Below are 14931 nucleotides of genomic sequence, written 5' to 3'. Positions count from 1 at the left end.
GGCGTAGACGTGGACGCTGCCGTCATGATCCGGTCTCGGTGGCGAGGCGGGCGAGGAGCCGGCGCACGTCCGGCGGCGTCCAGATCGGGCCGCCGCGGGGCTTGCGCACCCCGCGCCGGGTCAGCGAGGCGGCGATGCCCTCAGGCGTTCCGCCGGTCTCGGCAGTGATCACGGCGAGCACCGGCGCGAGGTCCCGGCGGTAGCGCCGGGCGCGGGCGGCGGCGGCATCGCGGCCGGCATCGCCCTTGCGCAGCGCCACCATCAGAACCGCACCGACAGGGTGCCGGTGAACCGGCGCGGCGCTCCCGGATAGACCCGGAGCGCGCTGAGCGAGCTTTCGTAATACGTGGTGTCGAACACGTTCTCGACGTTCAGGCCGAACCGGACATTCTCCCAGCGGTAATAGGCCAGGGCATCGACTGCGATGTAGCCCGGCAGCCGGAAACTGGCATTGGCGTCGCCGGCTCGCTCGCCGACGGCGCGTACGCCGCCGCCGAGGCCGAAGCCCTTCCACGGGCCCTCCTGCACCTCGTGGACCGCGAGCAGGCTGCCGGAGTGGCGCGGCACGTTGATCAAGGGCGCGCCGACCGGCAGCACGTTGTCCTTGGTGATCACCGCGTCGGCGAAGACGTAGCCGGCGAGCAGCTTGATCTCCGGCGTGATCTGGCCGGACGCGGTGAACTCGAAGCCCTGGCTGCGGACGCCGCCGGCCGCGAGCGAGAAGCCGGAATTGTTGGGATCGGCAGTCAGGACGTTCTGCCGCTCGACCCGGAAGGCGGCGCCGGTGAGGCTCAAGGCGCCCCCGAACAGGTCGAGCTTGGTGCCGACCTCGTAGCCGAGGCCGCTCTCCGGCGCGAAGGGCCCGCTTCGCGCCGCCGCGAAGGCGTCGGGCCCGGTATTCGGCCGGAAGCTGGTGCCGACATTGGCGTAGAAGGAGAGCGCCTGTAGCGGCTGATAGACGAGCCCGGCCCGGGGCGAGGCGGCAAAGTAGGTCTGGTCGGTCTGGAGCCCGGTGGTCCGCTCCCGGAACGACTGCTCGAAGACGTCGAACCGTGCCCCGACGAGCGCCTTCCATTCCGGACTGAAAGCGATCTGGTCCTGGACGTAGAAGGCTGTGTTGGTGACCTGCTCGAAGCCGTTGGTCTGGAAGGCGAAGGGCGGCAGCGGCCGGCCGTAGACCGGGGCGTAGATGTCGAGGGAATAGGGCGTCTGGCGGAAGCGCGAGCGGACCTGCTGGTAGCGGGCATCGGTGCTTTCGCGCTCGACGCCGAGGAGCAGGGTATGGCCGATCCCGGCGGTGTCGAAGCGCCCGACCAGCTCGGCCTGCCCGATCGCCACGTCCCAGCGGTAATTGCGCAGGTTGCGGTCGCGCAGGACCGTGCGGTTGTCGGCGGCGATCCCCCTTACCTCCACCGCCTCGCCGGTCAGCGCGCCGGTGTTGAAATAGGTCGCGAGCCGCATCTGCCAGTCGGCGTCGAAGCGATGGTCGACCCGCACCTGCATCATGTCGCTGGATTGGTGGATGCTCTGGCCCGGCTCGCCGAGGAAGCGGGAGATCGGCAAGGCGCCGAGCTGCCCGTTGATCGCCACGATGCCGCGGTCGAACACCGCGCGGTTGCGCAAGAATTCGGTCTCGACCGTCACCCGCGTGTCGGGCGTGACCTGCCAGCTCACCACCGGGGCGACGAGGAGCCGGTCGCCGTCGACGAAATCCCGAAAACTGTTCTGGCGTCCGGCGGCGAGGTTGAAGCGGTAGAGGAGCGTGCCCTCCTCGTTGAGGCTGCCGCCGGCATCGACCGTGCCGCGGACCTGTTCGAACGAGCCCCAGAGCCCGCCCATCTCGACGAAGCGCTCCCGCGTCGGCTGCTTGGTGATGATGTTGACGAGGCCGCCCGGGTCGCTGCGGCCGAACAGGCCGCCGCCCGGTCCCTTCAGCACCTCGATCCGCTCGATGTTCTGGGCATCCTGCTGGGGCGGGAATCCGCGGGCGAGGGGAAATCCGTTCTTGTAGATCTCGGCCGTGGCGACGCCGCGCACCGCGTAGCCGAGGGGCGAGAGGCCGCCGAAATTGTTCTGCTGCACGATGCCCGGCGTGTAGGCGAGGACCTGCTCGGCCCGCGTCGCCGCCAGATCGGTGATGACCTCGCGGGGAGCGACGGTGACGACCTGCGGCACGTCGCGCTGGGGCGTGTCGGTCTTCGTGCTGCTGACGGCGCGGTCGGCGCGAAAGCCCGGGGTCGGGCCGATGAGGCCGATCGTGCCGGCGGCGGTCGTCGGGAGCACCGGCAGGCTCGGACCCGGCACGGGCGGGCGCGGGCCCTCCACCACGACCTCGTCGAGGGCGATGGTCTCCTGGGCCCGGGCCTCAGGCACCGCGGCGCCGAGGGCGAGCGCGGTCGCCAGGGTCGCGCCGTACCGACGCCGGTGGGGCGCCAGGTGAGCGGACGGAGCGCTGGGGGACGGCGGACGGCGTTTCACGGGAGCGTACTCGACTGTTGCCGCGCGACGCGGATCCGGGCGAGCGGCAGGCTGCGTTCGCGCGATCGCGCGGCGCAGGGCCCGAGCGCTCCTCCGGGCCGCACCGCCCGTGGGACGTGACCGCGCCGGACGGCGCGCGCTCAAGGCAGGTCTCCTGGCTCGCGGATCACAGATCCCGCCTGGCCTTCCCGGTGCAGGCGCACCAGTGGCGGTCGGCGGCGGAACCTCTCCGCTCACAGTTGCGGGGGCAGCCCCGGCATCGTCCCGTCGGGACTCACCGGATTCCCTCTTCGCCCACGGGCTCGCGCCCGGGGAACCTTGGCGGCGCCATCCATGGCAGGCTGCCCGCCGGGGAGCAACATCTAGAAACGCAATGTAATAATGTTGCGATCGCTGTGTCCACAGGATCACACCGGCTGGTGCGGTCTCCGTACCCTACTTGTCCCGCAGGAAGGCCGCCGTCGCGGGATGCAGCCAGGCCGCCGGGACGGCCTCCTTCAAGTTGCGCGGGTCGCTCGGCCGCTCGTGCGGCAAGAGCCGCGCGAGGGCCGGCTTCGCCCTGTCGATCGCCGCGACGAGGCGGGTCACCGCGGCCGGGTCGAGGCCGGGCCGGCCGAGAACGAAGCTCCACGATCCCACCGTCTCGATCGCCACGTTCTGGCCCGGGAAGGTGCCGGGCGCGACGGTGATGCGCCGCAGGGACGGGCTCGCCGCCAGGATCGCAGGGATCGCCGCCGCCGGGGGGCCGAGGAAGCGGGCGCCGCCCGGCGCCTCGGCCATGGTCCGGAAGCCCGGCCAGCCGGTGCCGCCGCCGAACAGGGCCGCCGCCCGTCCGTCGCGCACCAGTGCCGGGCCGTCGCCGGCGTGATCCAGGAGGATCGGGCGGATGTCGTGCTCGGGGTCGATCCCGGAGCCACGCAGGACGGTTCGGCCCATGGCGGTGAGGCCGGAGCTCTTCGTGCCGAGGGCAACAGGTTGCCCGCGCAGGTCGTCGATGCGCGTCACCGGGCTCGCCGCCGGCACCACGAACAGGCCGGGTGCGGCGTAGACCGGCGCGACCACCGTGACCGCCGGTGCACCCTGCCCTTCGAGCGCTTCGTAGGCGTACTCGCCCTGGACGAGGCCGAGATCGACCTTGCCGTCACGCAGGAGCACCAGATTCTCGGTCGAGCCCTTGCTGGCGCGCAACTCCAGAGTGAGGTCCGGATCCACCTCCCGGAGGGCCGCCGCCAGCGCCGCGCCATAGGCCGGGAACCCGCCGCCGGGCGTCGCGGTGGCGAGGACGAGGCGCAGGGGTTCGGCGGCGCGGGGGGCGGGGATCGTGGTGAGGAAGGCGATGCAGGAGGCGGCGGCGATCAGCCAGGGTTTCAGCATGGTCCCTTCCCGGTACGCCGGAGGTTCTCGGCGGCTTTGACACGCACCATCGTCATCCCGGGGCCGCGCAGCGGAACCCGGGATCCATAACCGCCGACGCTCCTGGGACAAAGCGGAACGCGATCCGCCTCATTCTCGAACATCGGCGGTTATGGATCCCGGGTTCTCGCCTGTGGCGAGCCCCGAGATGACGTGGAGAGTTGTAACGGTGATAGTCGACCGACGTGCTGCAGCCCGTCGGGGCGCCCTCAATTCGCCGGAACCGGCGCCGTCGCCTTCACCGGCGCCACGTCCGGCTGGAGCAGCGAGACAGTGATCGCCCGGGTGACGTGCTCGGCCATGCAGCGGTAGCCGAGATCGGCCAGGCGGAAACCGGCGCCGGACTGCGCCGTGTCGCCCCGCGACTCGCCCTTGAGCGCGCTGATCGCGCGCGTGGCGAGGTAGCGCATCGCTTCGTAGCGCTGGACCAGCGGCACCTGCTCGCGCTCGGCGACTTTCTGGATCGCCTGGACGAACTGACGATAGTAGTCGTCCTTGGCGAGGCTCGCGGTATATTGCGGATCGACCAGCACGACGTCGATCCCGTGCGACTTGATCCAGGCGACCGTCTCGGCCAGCGATTGCGAGAAATCCTCGATGTCGACGCGGGCGAGCGCGTCGTTGCCGCCGACCTGCCAGACCACGAGGTCGGGCTCGATCTCCGCCACCTGGTTGCGCAGGCGCTCGGCCGCCCCGAAGGCGATCTCGCCCGAGACGCCGCGGCTCTCCACCGTCACCTCGATGTCGGGGAGCGAGCGGGTGAGCGCGTCCTCCAGCCGCACCGGGTAGGTGGCGGCGGTGCCGATGCCGCCGGAATTGGAGCCGATGGTCAGGACCTGGACCGCCCGGTGCTCGACCAGCGCCTTCTTCACCGCCTTGAGCTTGGCCAGCGTGTAGAGCTTGGAGCCCGGCACCCGGCACTCGGGCGAGAGGCTCGGATCGGGCGCGTCCAGCCCCGACGCGGTCGCCTGGAGCGCCGGGATCTCGGCATGGGCCGGCTGGGCCTGTCCAGGTTGGACCTGTGCGGGCTGGGGCGTCGTCGACTGCGCCTGCACGGCGAAGCCGAGGCACGAGACCAAGGCGAGGCTCACGCCGCCGAGGAGGGACGGGGAGAGCGAGAGCGCCATTCGACGAACCATGCCGTGAAGGAGAGTGAGGCCAGCCCACATCCTACGACGAATAGGTCCGTCGCGAAACCTCCCCCGCTCCAGAAACGAATCAGTTGTGCACCGAGGCTGGCGACCGAGCCGACCGAGAACACGGCAAGGGAATTGCGCCCGAGGCCGGCGAGCTGGCGGGTGAGCCAGCGCGCCCGCGGCTGAACCAGGGCGAACACGCCCTGGAAGGCGAGGAGCACCCCGAGGAAATGCACCAACCGGGCCGGCGACAAGTAGGACTTGTCGAAGATGAAGAGCAGCCGCGGCTCCGGCACCGCCAGGGGATCGGGTCGCAGGTTGAACCAGGACAGGACCGCGCCGACGAGCACAATGACGATTCCGAGCGGCATCAGCTTGCGGCGCCAGGCCAGGAACCGCTCCGAGCTGCGCCGCCACTCATGCGCCGCGAAGCCGAGCACAAGCAGCAGCTGCCAGCACAGCGGGTTGAAGAACCAGTGCCCCTCCACCGGCCAGCTCGGGATGTTGATCTCGAAGACCAGGCTCACGGCGTAGAGCAGGGCCGAGATCCCGACCGCGAGGCCGAGATGCACCCGCGACAGCAGCACGAAGGCCGGCGCCAGCCCGAGCAGCACGACGTAGAGCGGCAGGATGTTGAAGAAACCGAGCTGGTGCAGCAGCGTCACCCAGCCGACGGTGGCCTGGATCGGATCGCTGAAGATCGGCCCGGCATTGTGCCACTCCACCAGCAGCGGGTTGTCGAGGTAGAGGGCCGCGCCCGCCAGCATCGCCAGGGCGATGGCGGTGATGACGAGCTGCGCCCGGTACACCTCGACCATGCGCGAGACCAGCCGCAGCACCGTGCGCAGGGCCGGCTCCGGCACCCCGTCGCGGCCGCGGGTGGCGATGCCGATCGACCAGCCGGCCAGGAACACGAACAGCTCGGCCGCGTCCGAGATCCCGTACTGGGAATAGGTGTAGTTCTGGAAGACGTTGCCCGGGATGTGGTTGATGAAGATCGTGATCAGGGCGATGCCGCGCCAGAAATCGACCGCATTCGGTTCACGCATGAGGCTCGTGGTCCCTTTTGCCGGCCTGCGGACGTCCCCGGACCGGTGGGGAGTGCCTGTCGTCGTTGAATTTAGCGCATGATGCGGCCACCGCGCACCCGTCGCGCGGGCGGCCGTCCGGGATCATGGAGGGGCCCCTGCCCTACTTCACGATCCGGTCGAGGCGGTTGTTGACGAAGAAGTACAACTCCTTCGCGCCGGGCTCGGTGTAGAGCACCTGGACCTCGCGCTGGCCCCGCCCGCTCTCGCCGACGAGCACGTCGGTCGGGGGCTTGCCCTTCAGCCGCACCAGCTCGCACTCGGCGATGCCGGGGGCGATCTCGGTCGCGGTCGCGGGGACCGATCCGGTGCAGCTGCCGTCCGGCGCCAGGACCGGGCCCCAGGCCGGGGCGGGCGGCGGAGGCGGCTTGACCGGGGTCGCGAGGTTCACCGGCGGGGCGGCCCGGTCGGTGCTGCTGCAGCCGGCCAGGGGCAATGCCACCGCGGCGAGTCCCGTCAGGGCGATTCCGATCACCGTCCGCCGCATCGTGTCCCGCCCGTCATCGTCCGTCGTTGCCGCCCTGCCGCGCGGCCAGGGCCGTCTCGTAGAGGCGGAGCGCGTCCCCGCGCAAGGCCGCCCGCGAGGCTTTGCGGAAATAGAACATGTGGCCGCCGGGATAGACCGAGAGGGAGAGGCGCGTCTCGCGGCCGTAGGGTGGGATCTGGTCGAGGATCAGCTTCGAGGCGAAGTAGGGCGTGACGAGGTCGGTGTAGCCGTGGGCGACCAGCACCCGCATCGCTCCGTCGAGGGCGAGCGCCTGGCGCAGCTCGCTCACCACCTCCGGCGGCGAGCGGCCGCCACCCCAGTTCCAACTGCCGTTGACCGCGTTGCTGAGGAGCTCGTAGCGCAGGTTCGGCACCCGCCAGTTCAGGGTGCGGGCGGTGAGATCGACGATGGCGCTGGTGAGCGGCGCCTGCATGGCGGTGAGGATCGGGTCGGCGAAGCGGCTCTGCGCGGCGCTCGGATCCGGGTCCCAGCCGGTGACGCCGGTATCGTAGGCGCTCGACACCCTCCCTAAGTCGCGGTCGGCCTCGCGCTGGTAGCTCGAACCGGCGACCCGGCCGGCCTGGCGGCGCACGAGCGCGGGATCGAGCCCGGTGAGCGCCGCGACGCGCTCGGTCATCCGCTCGGTGGCGGCGGAATCGGCGGGCCCGCGCAGGAGGTCGGCGAGGTAGGGGCCGGTGGCGTAGGCCTCGGCCTCCCGCATCCGGGCGGAATCGGGCGTCTCGCCGCGCCGTTCCAGGCCGGCGGCGGCGAGCGAGGGCAGCCGCGTCACCGCGCCGAGAGGGTTGTGCCGCGGCGGCTGGAGATAGCCGAAATCGAGCACCGGCGAGAGCAGCACCAGCCCCGAGAGGCCAACGCCGACATCGTCCTGGAGCTTGCGGGCGATCAGCGGCCCGCGAAAGCCGCCATAGCTCTCACCGAGGAAGAATTTTGGCGAGGCGAGCCGGTCGTTGGTGCGCAGCCAGCGGGCGATGGCGGCCGACAGCACGGCCGCGTCGCTCTCGACGCCGTAGTAGCGCTTTCCGTCGTCGCCGGCGGCGCGGCTGTAGCCGGTGCCGACGGGATCGATGAAGACGAGGTCGGTGAAGTCGAGCCAGGTCTCGTCGTTCGGGACCGCCGTCGGCGGCATCGAGGGGCTGATGCTCGGGCCGTCGAGCGGCAGGCGCCAGGGCCCGACCGCCGCGAGGTTGAGATAGGCCGAGGCCGCGCCCGGCCCGCCATTGACCGCGAAAGTGACCGGCCGCCTGCCCGCCTCGCGCTCCGGCAGGGTGAAGGCCGTGAAGGCGATCTCGGCCTGGAGCTTTCCGGATTCGTCGACCAGCGGCAGGCTGCCGGCGACCGCGGTGAAGCTGAGAACGCGGCCGTCGGAGAGCGTGAGGCTGTGCTGGGTCGTCGCGTCGGGCGGCAGCCGCCGGCCTTCCGGCTGGCGCGCCTCCTGGCGATTCTCCTGACGGGCGGGCTGCGCCAGCAACGGCGCGGGTCCCAGCAGCAGGGCGGCCGCGAGCGCGAGGATGCGGGTCGTGAGGTGGGTCATGACGTCTCCTCGCGGGCCGGGGCCCTGGTTCGTCCAACGATCTCCGCCCCCTCTCCCGAGAAAGATCAGGCGCGGGATCCCTTCTCCCCGCGGGCGGGGAGAGGCTTTCGTCCCCCTCGGCGGGGACGAAAGGAGCGCGAAGCGCGAGGGTGAGGGGGTGTCTCCGGATGAGCCTCTTCCGGCACTTCCCCCTCACCCTCGCGGCGAACCTGCGGTTCGCAGCTCGCTGCGCTTCCTGAACGGAAGCACAGCCCTCTCCCCGCCCGCGGGGAGAGGCGGGAACCCGCGCCCTTTCCTTTCCCCGGATATCTGTGTCCGCCCGGGAGAGGAGAAATGCGCGTCATATCGACAGCACGGAAGGCGCCGATCCCGCCTCACGCCTTCTTCTGCCAGCGGCCGCGCTCGTCCTGCTGCCAGTATGCGACGCTGTGGCCGGCCTCCTTGGCGCCGCGCCACTGCTCGCGGGCGTGAAGCAGGGCATCCTGGTCGGTGCCGTCGAACAGGATGCAGATGCGCTGGTAGGCACCCGCGTCGTCGGGCAGGGCCGCACCCTCGACCAGGAAGCGGATCGAGGCGCCGTTCGGGTTGGCGTCGCGCAGGGTCAGCACCACCGGCTGAGTGGCGCAATCGGGGTCGCGGTCGGTGCCGTGGGGCAGGAAGCTCTCCTCCGAGAACACCCAGAGGTGGTCGTCGAGGGCTTGGAGCCGCTCCTCGCTCGTCGCCTGCACGGCGACGCGCCATTGCCGCTCCAGGGATTTCTCCAGGAGGCTCGGCAGCACCGTCTCCAGGGGCTGGCGCTGCATGTGGTAGAACAGGATCTCGGTCACGGTGCCCACGAGATAGGGCGTCCCGGGCCGGACGGCACCGGCCCGGGATGCAATGTCCGGCTTCAGGCCTTCGCCGCCTCTTGCGCCCGCCCCAGCAGTGTCACCAGGTCGCAGCCGGCATAGAGGTCGTGGGCGACGCCCGCTGCCCGCAAGGGGGCTTCGAGCTCGCCCGGCTTGCCGGCGAGGAAGAGCGTGGTGGCGCCGGCCGCTTTCAGGGCTTCGGCGGCGGGCAAAGCCTCCTCGGCATAGACCGCGTCCGAGGAGCACAGGCAGGCGAGAGTCGTGCCCGACGCCCGGAAGGCCTCGACTAGGGCGGCGTGATCGGAAAAACCCTCGTTCGTCACCGCCTCGAGGCCGCCGGCCTCGAAGGCGTTGCGGGCGAAGGTGGCGCGGGTGTTGAAGGCGCTCAAGGGTCCGAGATTGGCCAGGAACACGCGCGGGCGCCGGCCGGTGCGGGCGAGAATCTCGTCGGAGGCGTCGCGCAGGGCCTCGTAGGGCTCGGCGAGGCGCCGGGACGGCAGCGCGCCCTCCGGCAGGGCGTCGGCGGCCGGAGCGGGACTCAGCACCGCTACGGGCGCCTCGTGCAGGTCCGGGAACTCGCTGGTGCCGGTGATCGGCTGGCGGCGGGTGGCGAGATCCGTGTCGCGAGCGTCCCGCAACGCCGCGAGGCGGCCGGCGAGCGCGCCGGAGCGCAGGCTCTCGGCGATCCCCCCTTCCCGCTCGATCGCCTGGAAAAGCCCCCAGGCCTCGGCGCAGAGCGCGTCGGTCAGCGCCTCGAACCCGCCCGCACCGGCCGCCGGATCGGCGACGCGCCAGAGATTGGCCTCGTCGAGGAGGACGTGCTGGGTGTTGCGGGCGCAGCGGCGCGCGAAGGCGTCGGGCAGCCCGATCGCCGCGGTGAAGGGCAGCACCGTGATCGCGTCGGCCCCGCCCAGGCCCGCCGAGAACACGGCGGTGGTGGCGCGCAGCATGTTGACCCAGGGGTCGCGCCGGGTGGTGCTGCGCCAGGCGGTCTCGGCGTGCAGGCGGATCGGCGCCGGCGTCAGGCCGCAGGCCTCCTCGACCCGCGCCCAGAGGCGGCGCAGGGCCCGGGTCTTCGCCACGGTCAGGAACTCGTCGGCATCGGCCACGAGCAGGAAGGCCAGGGCGGCGCGGGCGCGCTCCAGGCCGTGCCCGCCGGCCTCGAGCGCCCGCAGGGTGGCGAGGGCTCCGGAGAGGAGGCAGGCGAGTTCCAGCGCCTCGCCGGCGCCGGCCTCGTGGAAGGGGCGGCCGTCGGCCAGGAAGGCGCGGCCGGAAAACCCCTGCGCCTCGAATTCGCGCAGGAGGTCGGCGAGGCCCGGCCAGGACGGCGCCGCCCCGGTCGCGGCCTGCACGGCGACCGGATCGAGGCCCAGATCGATGTCGAGGGCGGAAAGATCTTCGCCACGGGCCGTGGCGAGAGCGAGGAGCGCCCTGGCGGCCTCGGGCGCGACGGCTCCGGCATCAAGCCGCAGGCCGATCAGCGGCAGCATCACGCCGTCGAGCGCCGCTTCCAGGGCCTGGGGCCCGGGGAGACCGAAGCCGCGGGCGGCGGGGCTGCCGGCCATCACCAGGGTCAGGGCGTCGGCGCCGCCGTCGAGGTCGGTCAGCGCGAGCGCGTTGGCCTCGGCGGGATCCGGATGGTCGACCCGCTGGCTCACCCGCCAGCGCCCGGGCGCCGTGCGGCCGGGCTGGGGGGCGGCGTCGGCCGGCGGATAGAGCGGCTGGACCGGGATGCCGTCCGGCGTGCGGCGCACCAGCCGCTTGCCGAAATCGGCGCCCTTCAGCACCCCGTCCACCAGGGCACGCCACTGCGCCTCCGTGGCGGCCGGAAACGCGGCGGCGAGCGTCGTATCGTCCATGGCGGGTCCTCGTGGCGCGGGTCGTTTCCTGACCACGACATAGCCGCGCGACCCGCCCATGGTCGAGTGCCGTCACGGGGGCGTCGCCCCCCTTTCGTCAGCCGAACACGATCAACCCGGCGAAGCCCGCAGCCCCCACGATGATGCGCCACCAGGCGAACAGCGAGAAGCCGTGCCGGGAGACGTAGTTGAGGAGCTTGCGGACCACGAACAGGGCCGACAGGAACGCCACCACGAAGCCGATGGCGATCAGCCCGACATCGTCCTTCGACAGGTTCTTGTAGTTGTCGAGCAGGTCCTTGGCGAAGGCGCCGGCCATGGTCGGCATGGCGAGGTAGAACGAGAACTCGGTGGCGGCGCGCTTGCCCGAGCCCATCAGCATGGCGCCGACGATGGTGGCGCCCGACCGCGACACGCCAGGGATCATCGCCAGGCACTGGAACAGGCCGATCTTCAAGGCCATCGGCAGCGAGAACTGGTGCACGTCGTCGTATTTCTGCTCGATCTCGGTCTCGTCGATGACGAGGAGCACGAGGCCGCCGGCGACCAGCGTGGAGCAGATGATCCAGGGATTGAACAGGTAGAACTTGATGTACTTCGAGAACAGGCCGCCGATGATCGCGGCGGGCAGGAACGCGATCAGGATCGCCAGGATGAAGCGGCGGGCGTTCGGATCGCTGGGCGCACGCCGCAGCAGGTCGAGGAGCTGGCGGAAATAGACCCCGACGATCGCCAGGATGGCGCCGAGCTGAATCAGCACCTCGAAGGTGTTGTTGGGCGATTCGAAGCCGATGAAGTGGCCGACGAGGAGCTGGTGCCCGGTCGAGGAGACCGGGATGAACTCGGTCGCGCCCTCGACGAGGGCGAGCAGGACGGCCTTGCCGATGCTGGCGACGTCCATCACCGCGCTCCCCGTCCGCAAGCCCTGCCTAACCGGGAAGTCATGCCGCGAGCGGGCCCGCCCGCCCTCGATGTCGCCGTCGTCATGTCGTCTGCTCTCGTGGTCGCGCCGCGGGCGGTCGCGACCGCGTCCGGCGGGGATGAAGGAACGGGGCCCGGCTTCAAGCCGCGCTCTCGCCGGCGGTCCAGCGCCACCTCTATGGCAAGTCTGTGGTGAAGCGCATGCCGGAGCTCTCAGCCTCTCGGCGGAGCCTCGCACCATTAGGGTTGAGGCTCGGTTACCAGCCCGCACCACCCATGTTAAGGATGCCGAAAGTTTTCTATGAACCGGTGACCGGACGTTAATCACGTCCGGGCCAATCCTGACGGACACGACCCACCGCGAGCCGACCTTCAAGGCCAGCCAACAGACGAAGCGCGAAACGGCCCCGCATGGCGACGCTCCACCATTCCTCGTTCTGCCCGCATTCCCGCTTCGTGCGCCTCATCATGGCCGAGATGGGCATGGAGCCCCAGCTCGTCGAAGAACGCCCGTGGGAGCGCCGGGAGGACTTCTTGATGATGAACCCGGCCGGCACCACCCCGGTGCTGGTCGAGGAGGGCGGGCTCGCCGTGCCGGGCGGCGGCATCATCGCCGAGTACCTCGACGAGACCCGGGGCTTGGGGCTGGGCGGGTCGCGGCTGCTGCCGGAATCCCCCGCCGCCCGGGTCGAGGTGCGCCGCCTCCTCGACTGGTTCCTGCAGAAGTTCGACCAGGAGGTGACCGGCTACCTCGTCACCGAGAAGATCCACAAGCGCTTCATGACCTCGCAGCACGGCGGCGGTCCGCCGGACATGAACGCGATCCGGGCGGCGCGCAGCAACGTGCGCTACCACCTGAAATACATCGGCTACCTGATCTCGCGGCGGAACTGGCTGGCGGGCAGCCAATTGACCTATGCCGACCTCGCTGCCGCGGCGCACCTGTCCTGCGTCGACTATCTCGGCGACGTGCCGTGGGACGAGGACGAGATGGCGCGGAACTGGTACGCGCGGGTGAAGTCGCGCCCCTCCTTCCGCAGCCTGCTCGCCGACCGGGTGGCCGGGATGGCGCCGGCCGACCATTACGCGGATCTGGATTTCTGACGCGCCCAACCCTGCTCACACCCGAAGCCCTCCGCCGTTTCCTCGAGACCCGCGCCCGGGTGCTGGGCTTCGACACCCTGGCGATCACCCGGCCCGACGCGGTGCCGGCCCTGCCCGAGCGCCTCGCCGCCTGGCTCGCCGCTTCGCACCACGGCACGATGACGTGGATGGAGGAGCGGACGGGGGAGCGGGCCGATCCGGCGCGCCTCTGGCCGGAGGTGCGCAGCATCGCGATGCTCGGCGTCAATGCCGGGCCGGACGGCGACCCGCTGGCGGCGCTCCAGGATCCGTCCCGCGGGTCGATCGCCGTCTACGCGCGGCGGCGCGACTACCACGACGTCATCAAGGGCAAGCTGAAGGAGCTGGGCGGCGCCTTCGCGGCCAAGGCCGGAGGCCAGGTCAAGGTCTTCGTCGACACCGCGCCGGTGATGGAGAAGCCGCTCGCCGCCGCCGCCGGACTCGGCTGGCAGGGCAAGCACAGCGTGCTGCTGTCGCGGGATTTCGGCAACTGGCTGCTGCTCGGCGCCATCTATACGAATGTGGAGCTGCCGGTGGACGCAGCTGAGGGCGACCATTGCGGCCGCTGCCGGCGCTGCCTCGACGCCTGCCCGACGAACGCCTTCCCGGCGCCCTACCAGCTGGATGCACGGCGCTGCCTCGCCTACCTGACGATCGAGCATGCGGGGCCGATCCCGCCGGAGTTCCGGGTGCCGATGAGCAACCGGGTCTTCGGCTGCGACGATTGCCTGGCGGTATGCCCGTGGAACAAGTTCGCGACCGCCACCCGGGAGACCCGGCTCCGCGCCCGCGAGGACCTGGCAGCCCCTCCCCTCGCCGAGCTGGCAAGGCTCGACGAAGCGCAGTTCCGCACGCGCTTCGCCCGCACGCCGATCAAGCGCACCGGGCGTGACCGTTTCCTGCGCAACGTGTTGATCGCCATCGGCAATTCGGGGGACGAGGCGCTTGCCGGCGAGGCGGCGCGCCTGCTCGACGATCCGTCGCCCCTGGTGCGCGGCATGGCGGTGTGGGCGCTCGCCCGCCTCGGGCGCCTGCCCCCCGCCCCACCGCCCGACGAGGAGGATCCCGACGTGCTGGCCGAATGGGATCTTGCGAAAAACTCGGGCGTCCAGAGGGCGAGCCCTCTGGCGGGTGCAGGGCAGCGCCCTGCATAAGACGGCATCCCCCGTGAGACAGGGCTTTTGAGCCGCATGAACCTGTTCGTCTTCGGGCTCGGCTACACGGCCGGCCATTTCGTGTCCCGCGAGCGCGCCCGCTTCACCGACGTCACGGCGACCCGCCAGGCGCCCGCCGCCATCGACGGCGTGACGCTCCGGGTGTTCTCGCCCGACGCGACCGACCCGCACATCGCCGACGACCTCGGCCGCGCCGACGCGATCCTGGTGTCGATCCCGCCGGATTCCGGCGCCGACCCGGTGCTGTCGACCTTCGCGGACGCGATCGCCGCCGGTCCGGCGCGGTGGATCGGCTACCTCTCGACCATCGGGGTCTACGGCGACCAGGGCGGCGGCTGGATCGACGAGGCGACGCCGCCGGCGCCCACCCACCAGCGCACCCGCGACCGGGTGGCGGCGGAGGAATCCTGGCTGGCGCTCGGTGCGCGAACGGGCAAGGCGGTGCAGGTGTTCCGGCTGTCGGGCATCTACGGGCCGGGCCGCAACGCCTTCGAGAAGCTGCGCCAGGGCAAGGCGCAGCGCATCGTCAAGCCGGGCCAGGTGTTCAACCGCATCCACGTCGACGACATCGCGACCACGCTCGCCGCCTCCCTCGACCGGCCGCGGCCGGGGGCGATCTACAACGTCACCGACGACGAGCCGGCGCCGCCCCAGGACGTGACGGCTTTCGCGGCCGCGCTCGCCGGGCTGCCGCTGCCGCCGGCGGTGGATTTCGACACGGCCGATCTGAGCCCGATGGCGCGCAGCTTCTACGGCGAGAACAAGCGGGTGCGGAACCGGCTGATCCGGGAGGAGCTGGGGGTGGACCTGGCCTATCCGACGTATCGGGAGGGGTTGCGGGGGGTGATGTAG

The 14931-nt window shown here is 71.3% G+C and carries 13 protein-coding genes and 1 riboswitch; of the genes, 3 read left to right on the top strand and 10 right to left on the bottom strand.

Annotated features, from left to right (window positions below; all coding sequences use genetic code 11):
* Positions 1 to 22: 22 nt before the first annotated feature.
* From ABZT49_RS06770 to ABZT49_RS06725, 10 genes are all read right to left on the bottom strand, one after another.
* Positions 23 to 262 carry a hypothetical protein gene (locus ABZT49_RS06770; RefSeq protein ID WP_355284705.1) on the bottom strand — a complete coding sequence of 80 codons (240 nt, stop codon included), beginning with the start codon at positions 260 to 262 and terminating at the stop codon, positions 23 to 25.
* On the bottom strand, positions 262 to 2403 hold the full coding sequence (locus ABZT49_RS06765) for a TonB-dependent siderophore receptor (protein WP_355284785.1): 2142 nt from the start codon (positions 2401 to 2403) through the stop codon (positions 262 to 264). The genes ABZT49_RS06770 and ABZT49_RS06765 overlap by 1 nt, the downstream gene beginning before the upstream one ends.
* 201 nt (positions 2404 to 2604) lie before the next feature.
* Positions 2605 to 2814, bottom strand: a riboswitch (cobalamin riboswitch).
* 99 nt (positions 2815 to 2913) lie between these two features.
* Positions 2914 to 3852 carry a TAXI family TRAP transporter solute-binding subunit gene (locus tag ABZT49_RS06760; RefSeq protein ID WP_355284702.1) on the bottom strand — a complete coding sequence of 313 codons (939 nt, stop codon included), beginning with the start codon at positions 3850 to 3852 and terminating at the stop codon, positions 2914 to 2916.
* A gap of 248 nt (positions 3853 to 4100) precedes the next feature.
* On the bottom strand, positions 4101 to 5018 hold the full coding sequence (locus tag ABZT49_RS06755) for a GDSL-type esterase/lipase family protein (RefSeq protein ID WP_355284700.1): 918 nt from the start codon (positions 5016 to 5018) through the stop codon (positions 4101 to 4103).
* Positions 4979 to 6076, bottom strand: a complete 1098-nt coding sequence (locus ABZT49_RS06750; protein WP_355284697.1) for an OpgC domain-containing protein — start codon at positions 6074 to 6076, stop codon at positions 4979 to 4981. Before ABZT49_RS06750 ends, ABZT49_RS06755 begins: the two co-directional genes overlap by 40 nt.
* Positions 6077 to 6218: 142 nt before the next feature.
* Positions 6219 to 6602, bottom strand: coding sequence for a hypothetical protein (locus ABZT49_RS06745; protein WP_355284695.1), 384 nt, complete (start codon positions 6600 to 6602; stop codon positions 6219 to 6221).
* A 13-nt stretch (positions 6603 to 6615) separates the two neighbouring features.
* A complete protein-coding gene (locus ABZT49_RS06740; protein WP_355284692.1) occupies positions 6616 to 8154 on the bottom strand; it encodes a S10 family serine carboxypeptidase-like protein in 1539 nt (512 codons plus the stop codon).
* 374 nt (positions 8155 to 8528) lie between these two features.
* Entirely contained in the window at positions 8529 to 8981 is a 453-nt protein-coding gene (locus ABZT49_RS06735; protein ID WP_355284782.1) for a DNA polymerase III subunit chi, read from the bottom strand.
* Positions 8982 to 9043: 62 nt separating this feature from the next.
* Positions 9044 to 10861, bottom strand: coding sequence for a methylmalonyl-CoA mutase family protein (locus tag ABZT49_RS06730; RefSeq protein ID WP_355284689.1), 1818 nt, complete (start codon positions 10859 to 10861; stop codon positions 9044 to 9046).
* 97 nt (positions 10862 to 10958) lie between these two features.
* Positions 10959 to 11762: an undecaprenyl-diphosphate phosphatase gene (locus tag ABZT49_RS06725; RefSeq protein ID WP_109973964.1), complete on the bottom strand. Its 804-nt coding sequence runs from the start codon at positions 11760 to 11762 to the stop codon at positions 10959 to 10961.
* Between the two features lie 431 nt (positions 11763 to 12193).
* On the opposite strand from ABZT49_RS06725, the gene ABZT49_RS06720 reads away from it, so the two are divergent.
* Genes ABZT49_RS06720 through ABZT49_RS06710 form a run of 3 tightly spaced genes read left to right on the top strand, consistent with a single transcriptional unit; the run spans position 12194 to position 14931 of the window.
* Complete coding sequence (locus ABZT49_RS06720) at positions 12194 to 12886, top strand: glutathione S-transferase family protein (protein ID WP_355284685.1); 693 nt, start codon at positions 12194 to 12196, stop codon at positions 12884 to 12886.
* Between the two features lie 59 nt (positions 12887 to 12945).
* Complete coding sequence (queG, locus tag ABZT49_RS06715) at positions 12946 to 14058, top strand: tRNA epoxyqueuosine(34) reductase QueG (RefSeq protein WP_355284682.1); 1113 nt, start codon at positions 12946 to 12948, stop codon at positions 14056 to 14058.
* 36 nt (positions 14059 to 14094) lie between these two features.
* Positions 14095 to 14931, top strand: a complete 837-nt coding sequence (locus ABZT49_RS06710) for an SDR family oxidoreductase (protein ID WP_355284679.1) — start codon at positions 14095 to 14097, stop codon at positions 14929 to 14931.

Source organism: Methylobacterium sp. EM32, from assembly GCF_040593685.1.
Taxonomy (GTDB): Bacteria; Pseudomonadota; Alphaproteobacteria; order Rhizobiales; family Beijerinckiaceae; genus Methylobacterium.
This window is presented reverse-complemented; position numbering and strand designations above follow the sequence as displayed.

What these genes read in the sequence shown, in the direction of transcription:
- ABZT49_RS06770 (WP_355284705.1), bottom strand. Translation starts at nt 262, where the DNA reads ATGGTGGCGCTGCGCAAGGGCGATGCCGGCCGCGATGCCGCCGCCGCC.
- ABZT49_RS06760 (WP_355284702.1), bottom strand. Translation starts at nt 3,852, where the DNA reads ATGCTGAAACCCTGGCTGATCGCCGCCGCCTCCTGCATCGCCTTCCTC.
- ABZT49_RS06755 (WP_355284700.1), bottom strand. Translation starts at nt 5,018, where the DNA reads ATGGCGCTCTCGCTCTCCCCGTCCCTCCTCGGCGGCGTGAGCCTCGCC.
- ABZT49_RS06750 (WP_355284697.1), bottom strand. Translation starts at nt 6,076, where the DNA reads ATGCGTGAACCGAATGCGGTCGATTTCTGGCGCGGCATCGCCCTGATC.
- ABZT49_RS06745 (WP_355284695.1), bottom strand. Translation starts at nt 6,602, where the DNA reads ATGCGGCGGACGGTGATCGGAATCGCCCTGACGGGACTCGCCGCGGTG.
- ABZT49_RS06740 (WP_355284692.1), bottom strand. Translation starts at nt 8,154, where the DNA reads ATGACCCACCTCACGACCCGCATCCTCGCGCTCGCGGCCGCCCTGCTG.
- ABZT49_RS06730 (WP_355284689.1), bottom strand. Translation starts at nt 10,861, where the DNA reads ATGGACGATACGACGCTCGCCGCCGCGTTTCCGGCCGCCACGGAGGCG.
- ABZT49_RS06725 (WP_109973964.1), bottom strand. Translation starts at nt 11,762, where the DNA reads ATGGACGTCGCCAGCATCGGCAAGGCCGTCCTGCTCGCCCTCGTCGAG.
- ABZT49_RS06720 (WP_355284685.1), top strand. Translation starts at nt 12,194, where the DNA reads ATGGCGACGCTCCACCATTCCTCGTTCTGCCCGCATTCCCGCTTCGTG.
- ABZT49_RS06710 (WP_355284679.1), top strand. Translation starts at nt 14,095, where the DNA reads ATGAACCTGTTCGTCTTCGGGCTCGGCTACACGGCCGGCCATTTCGTG.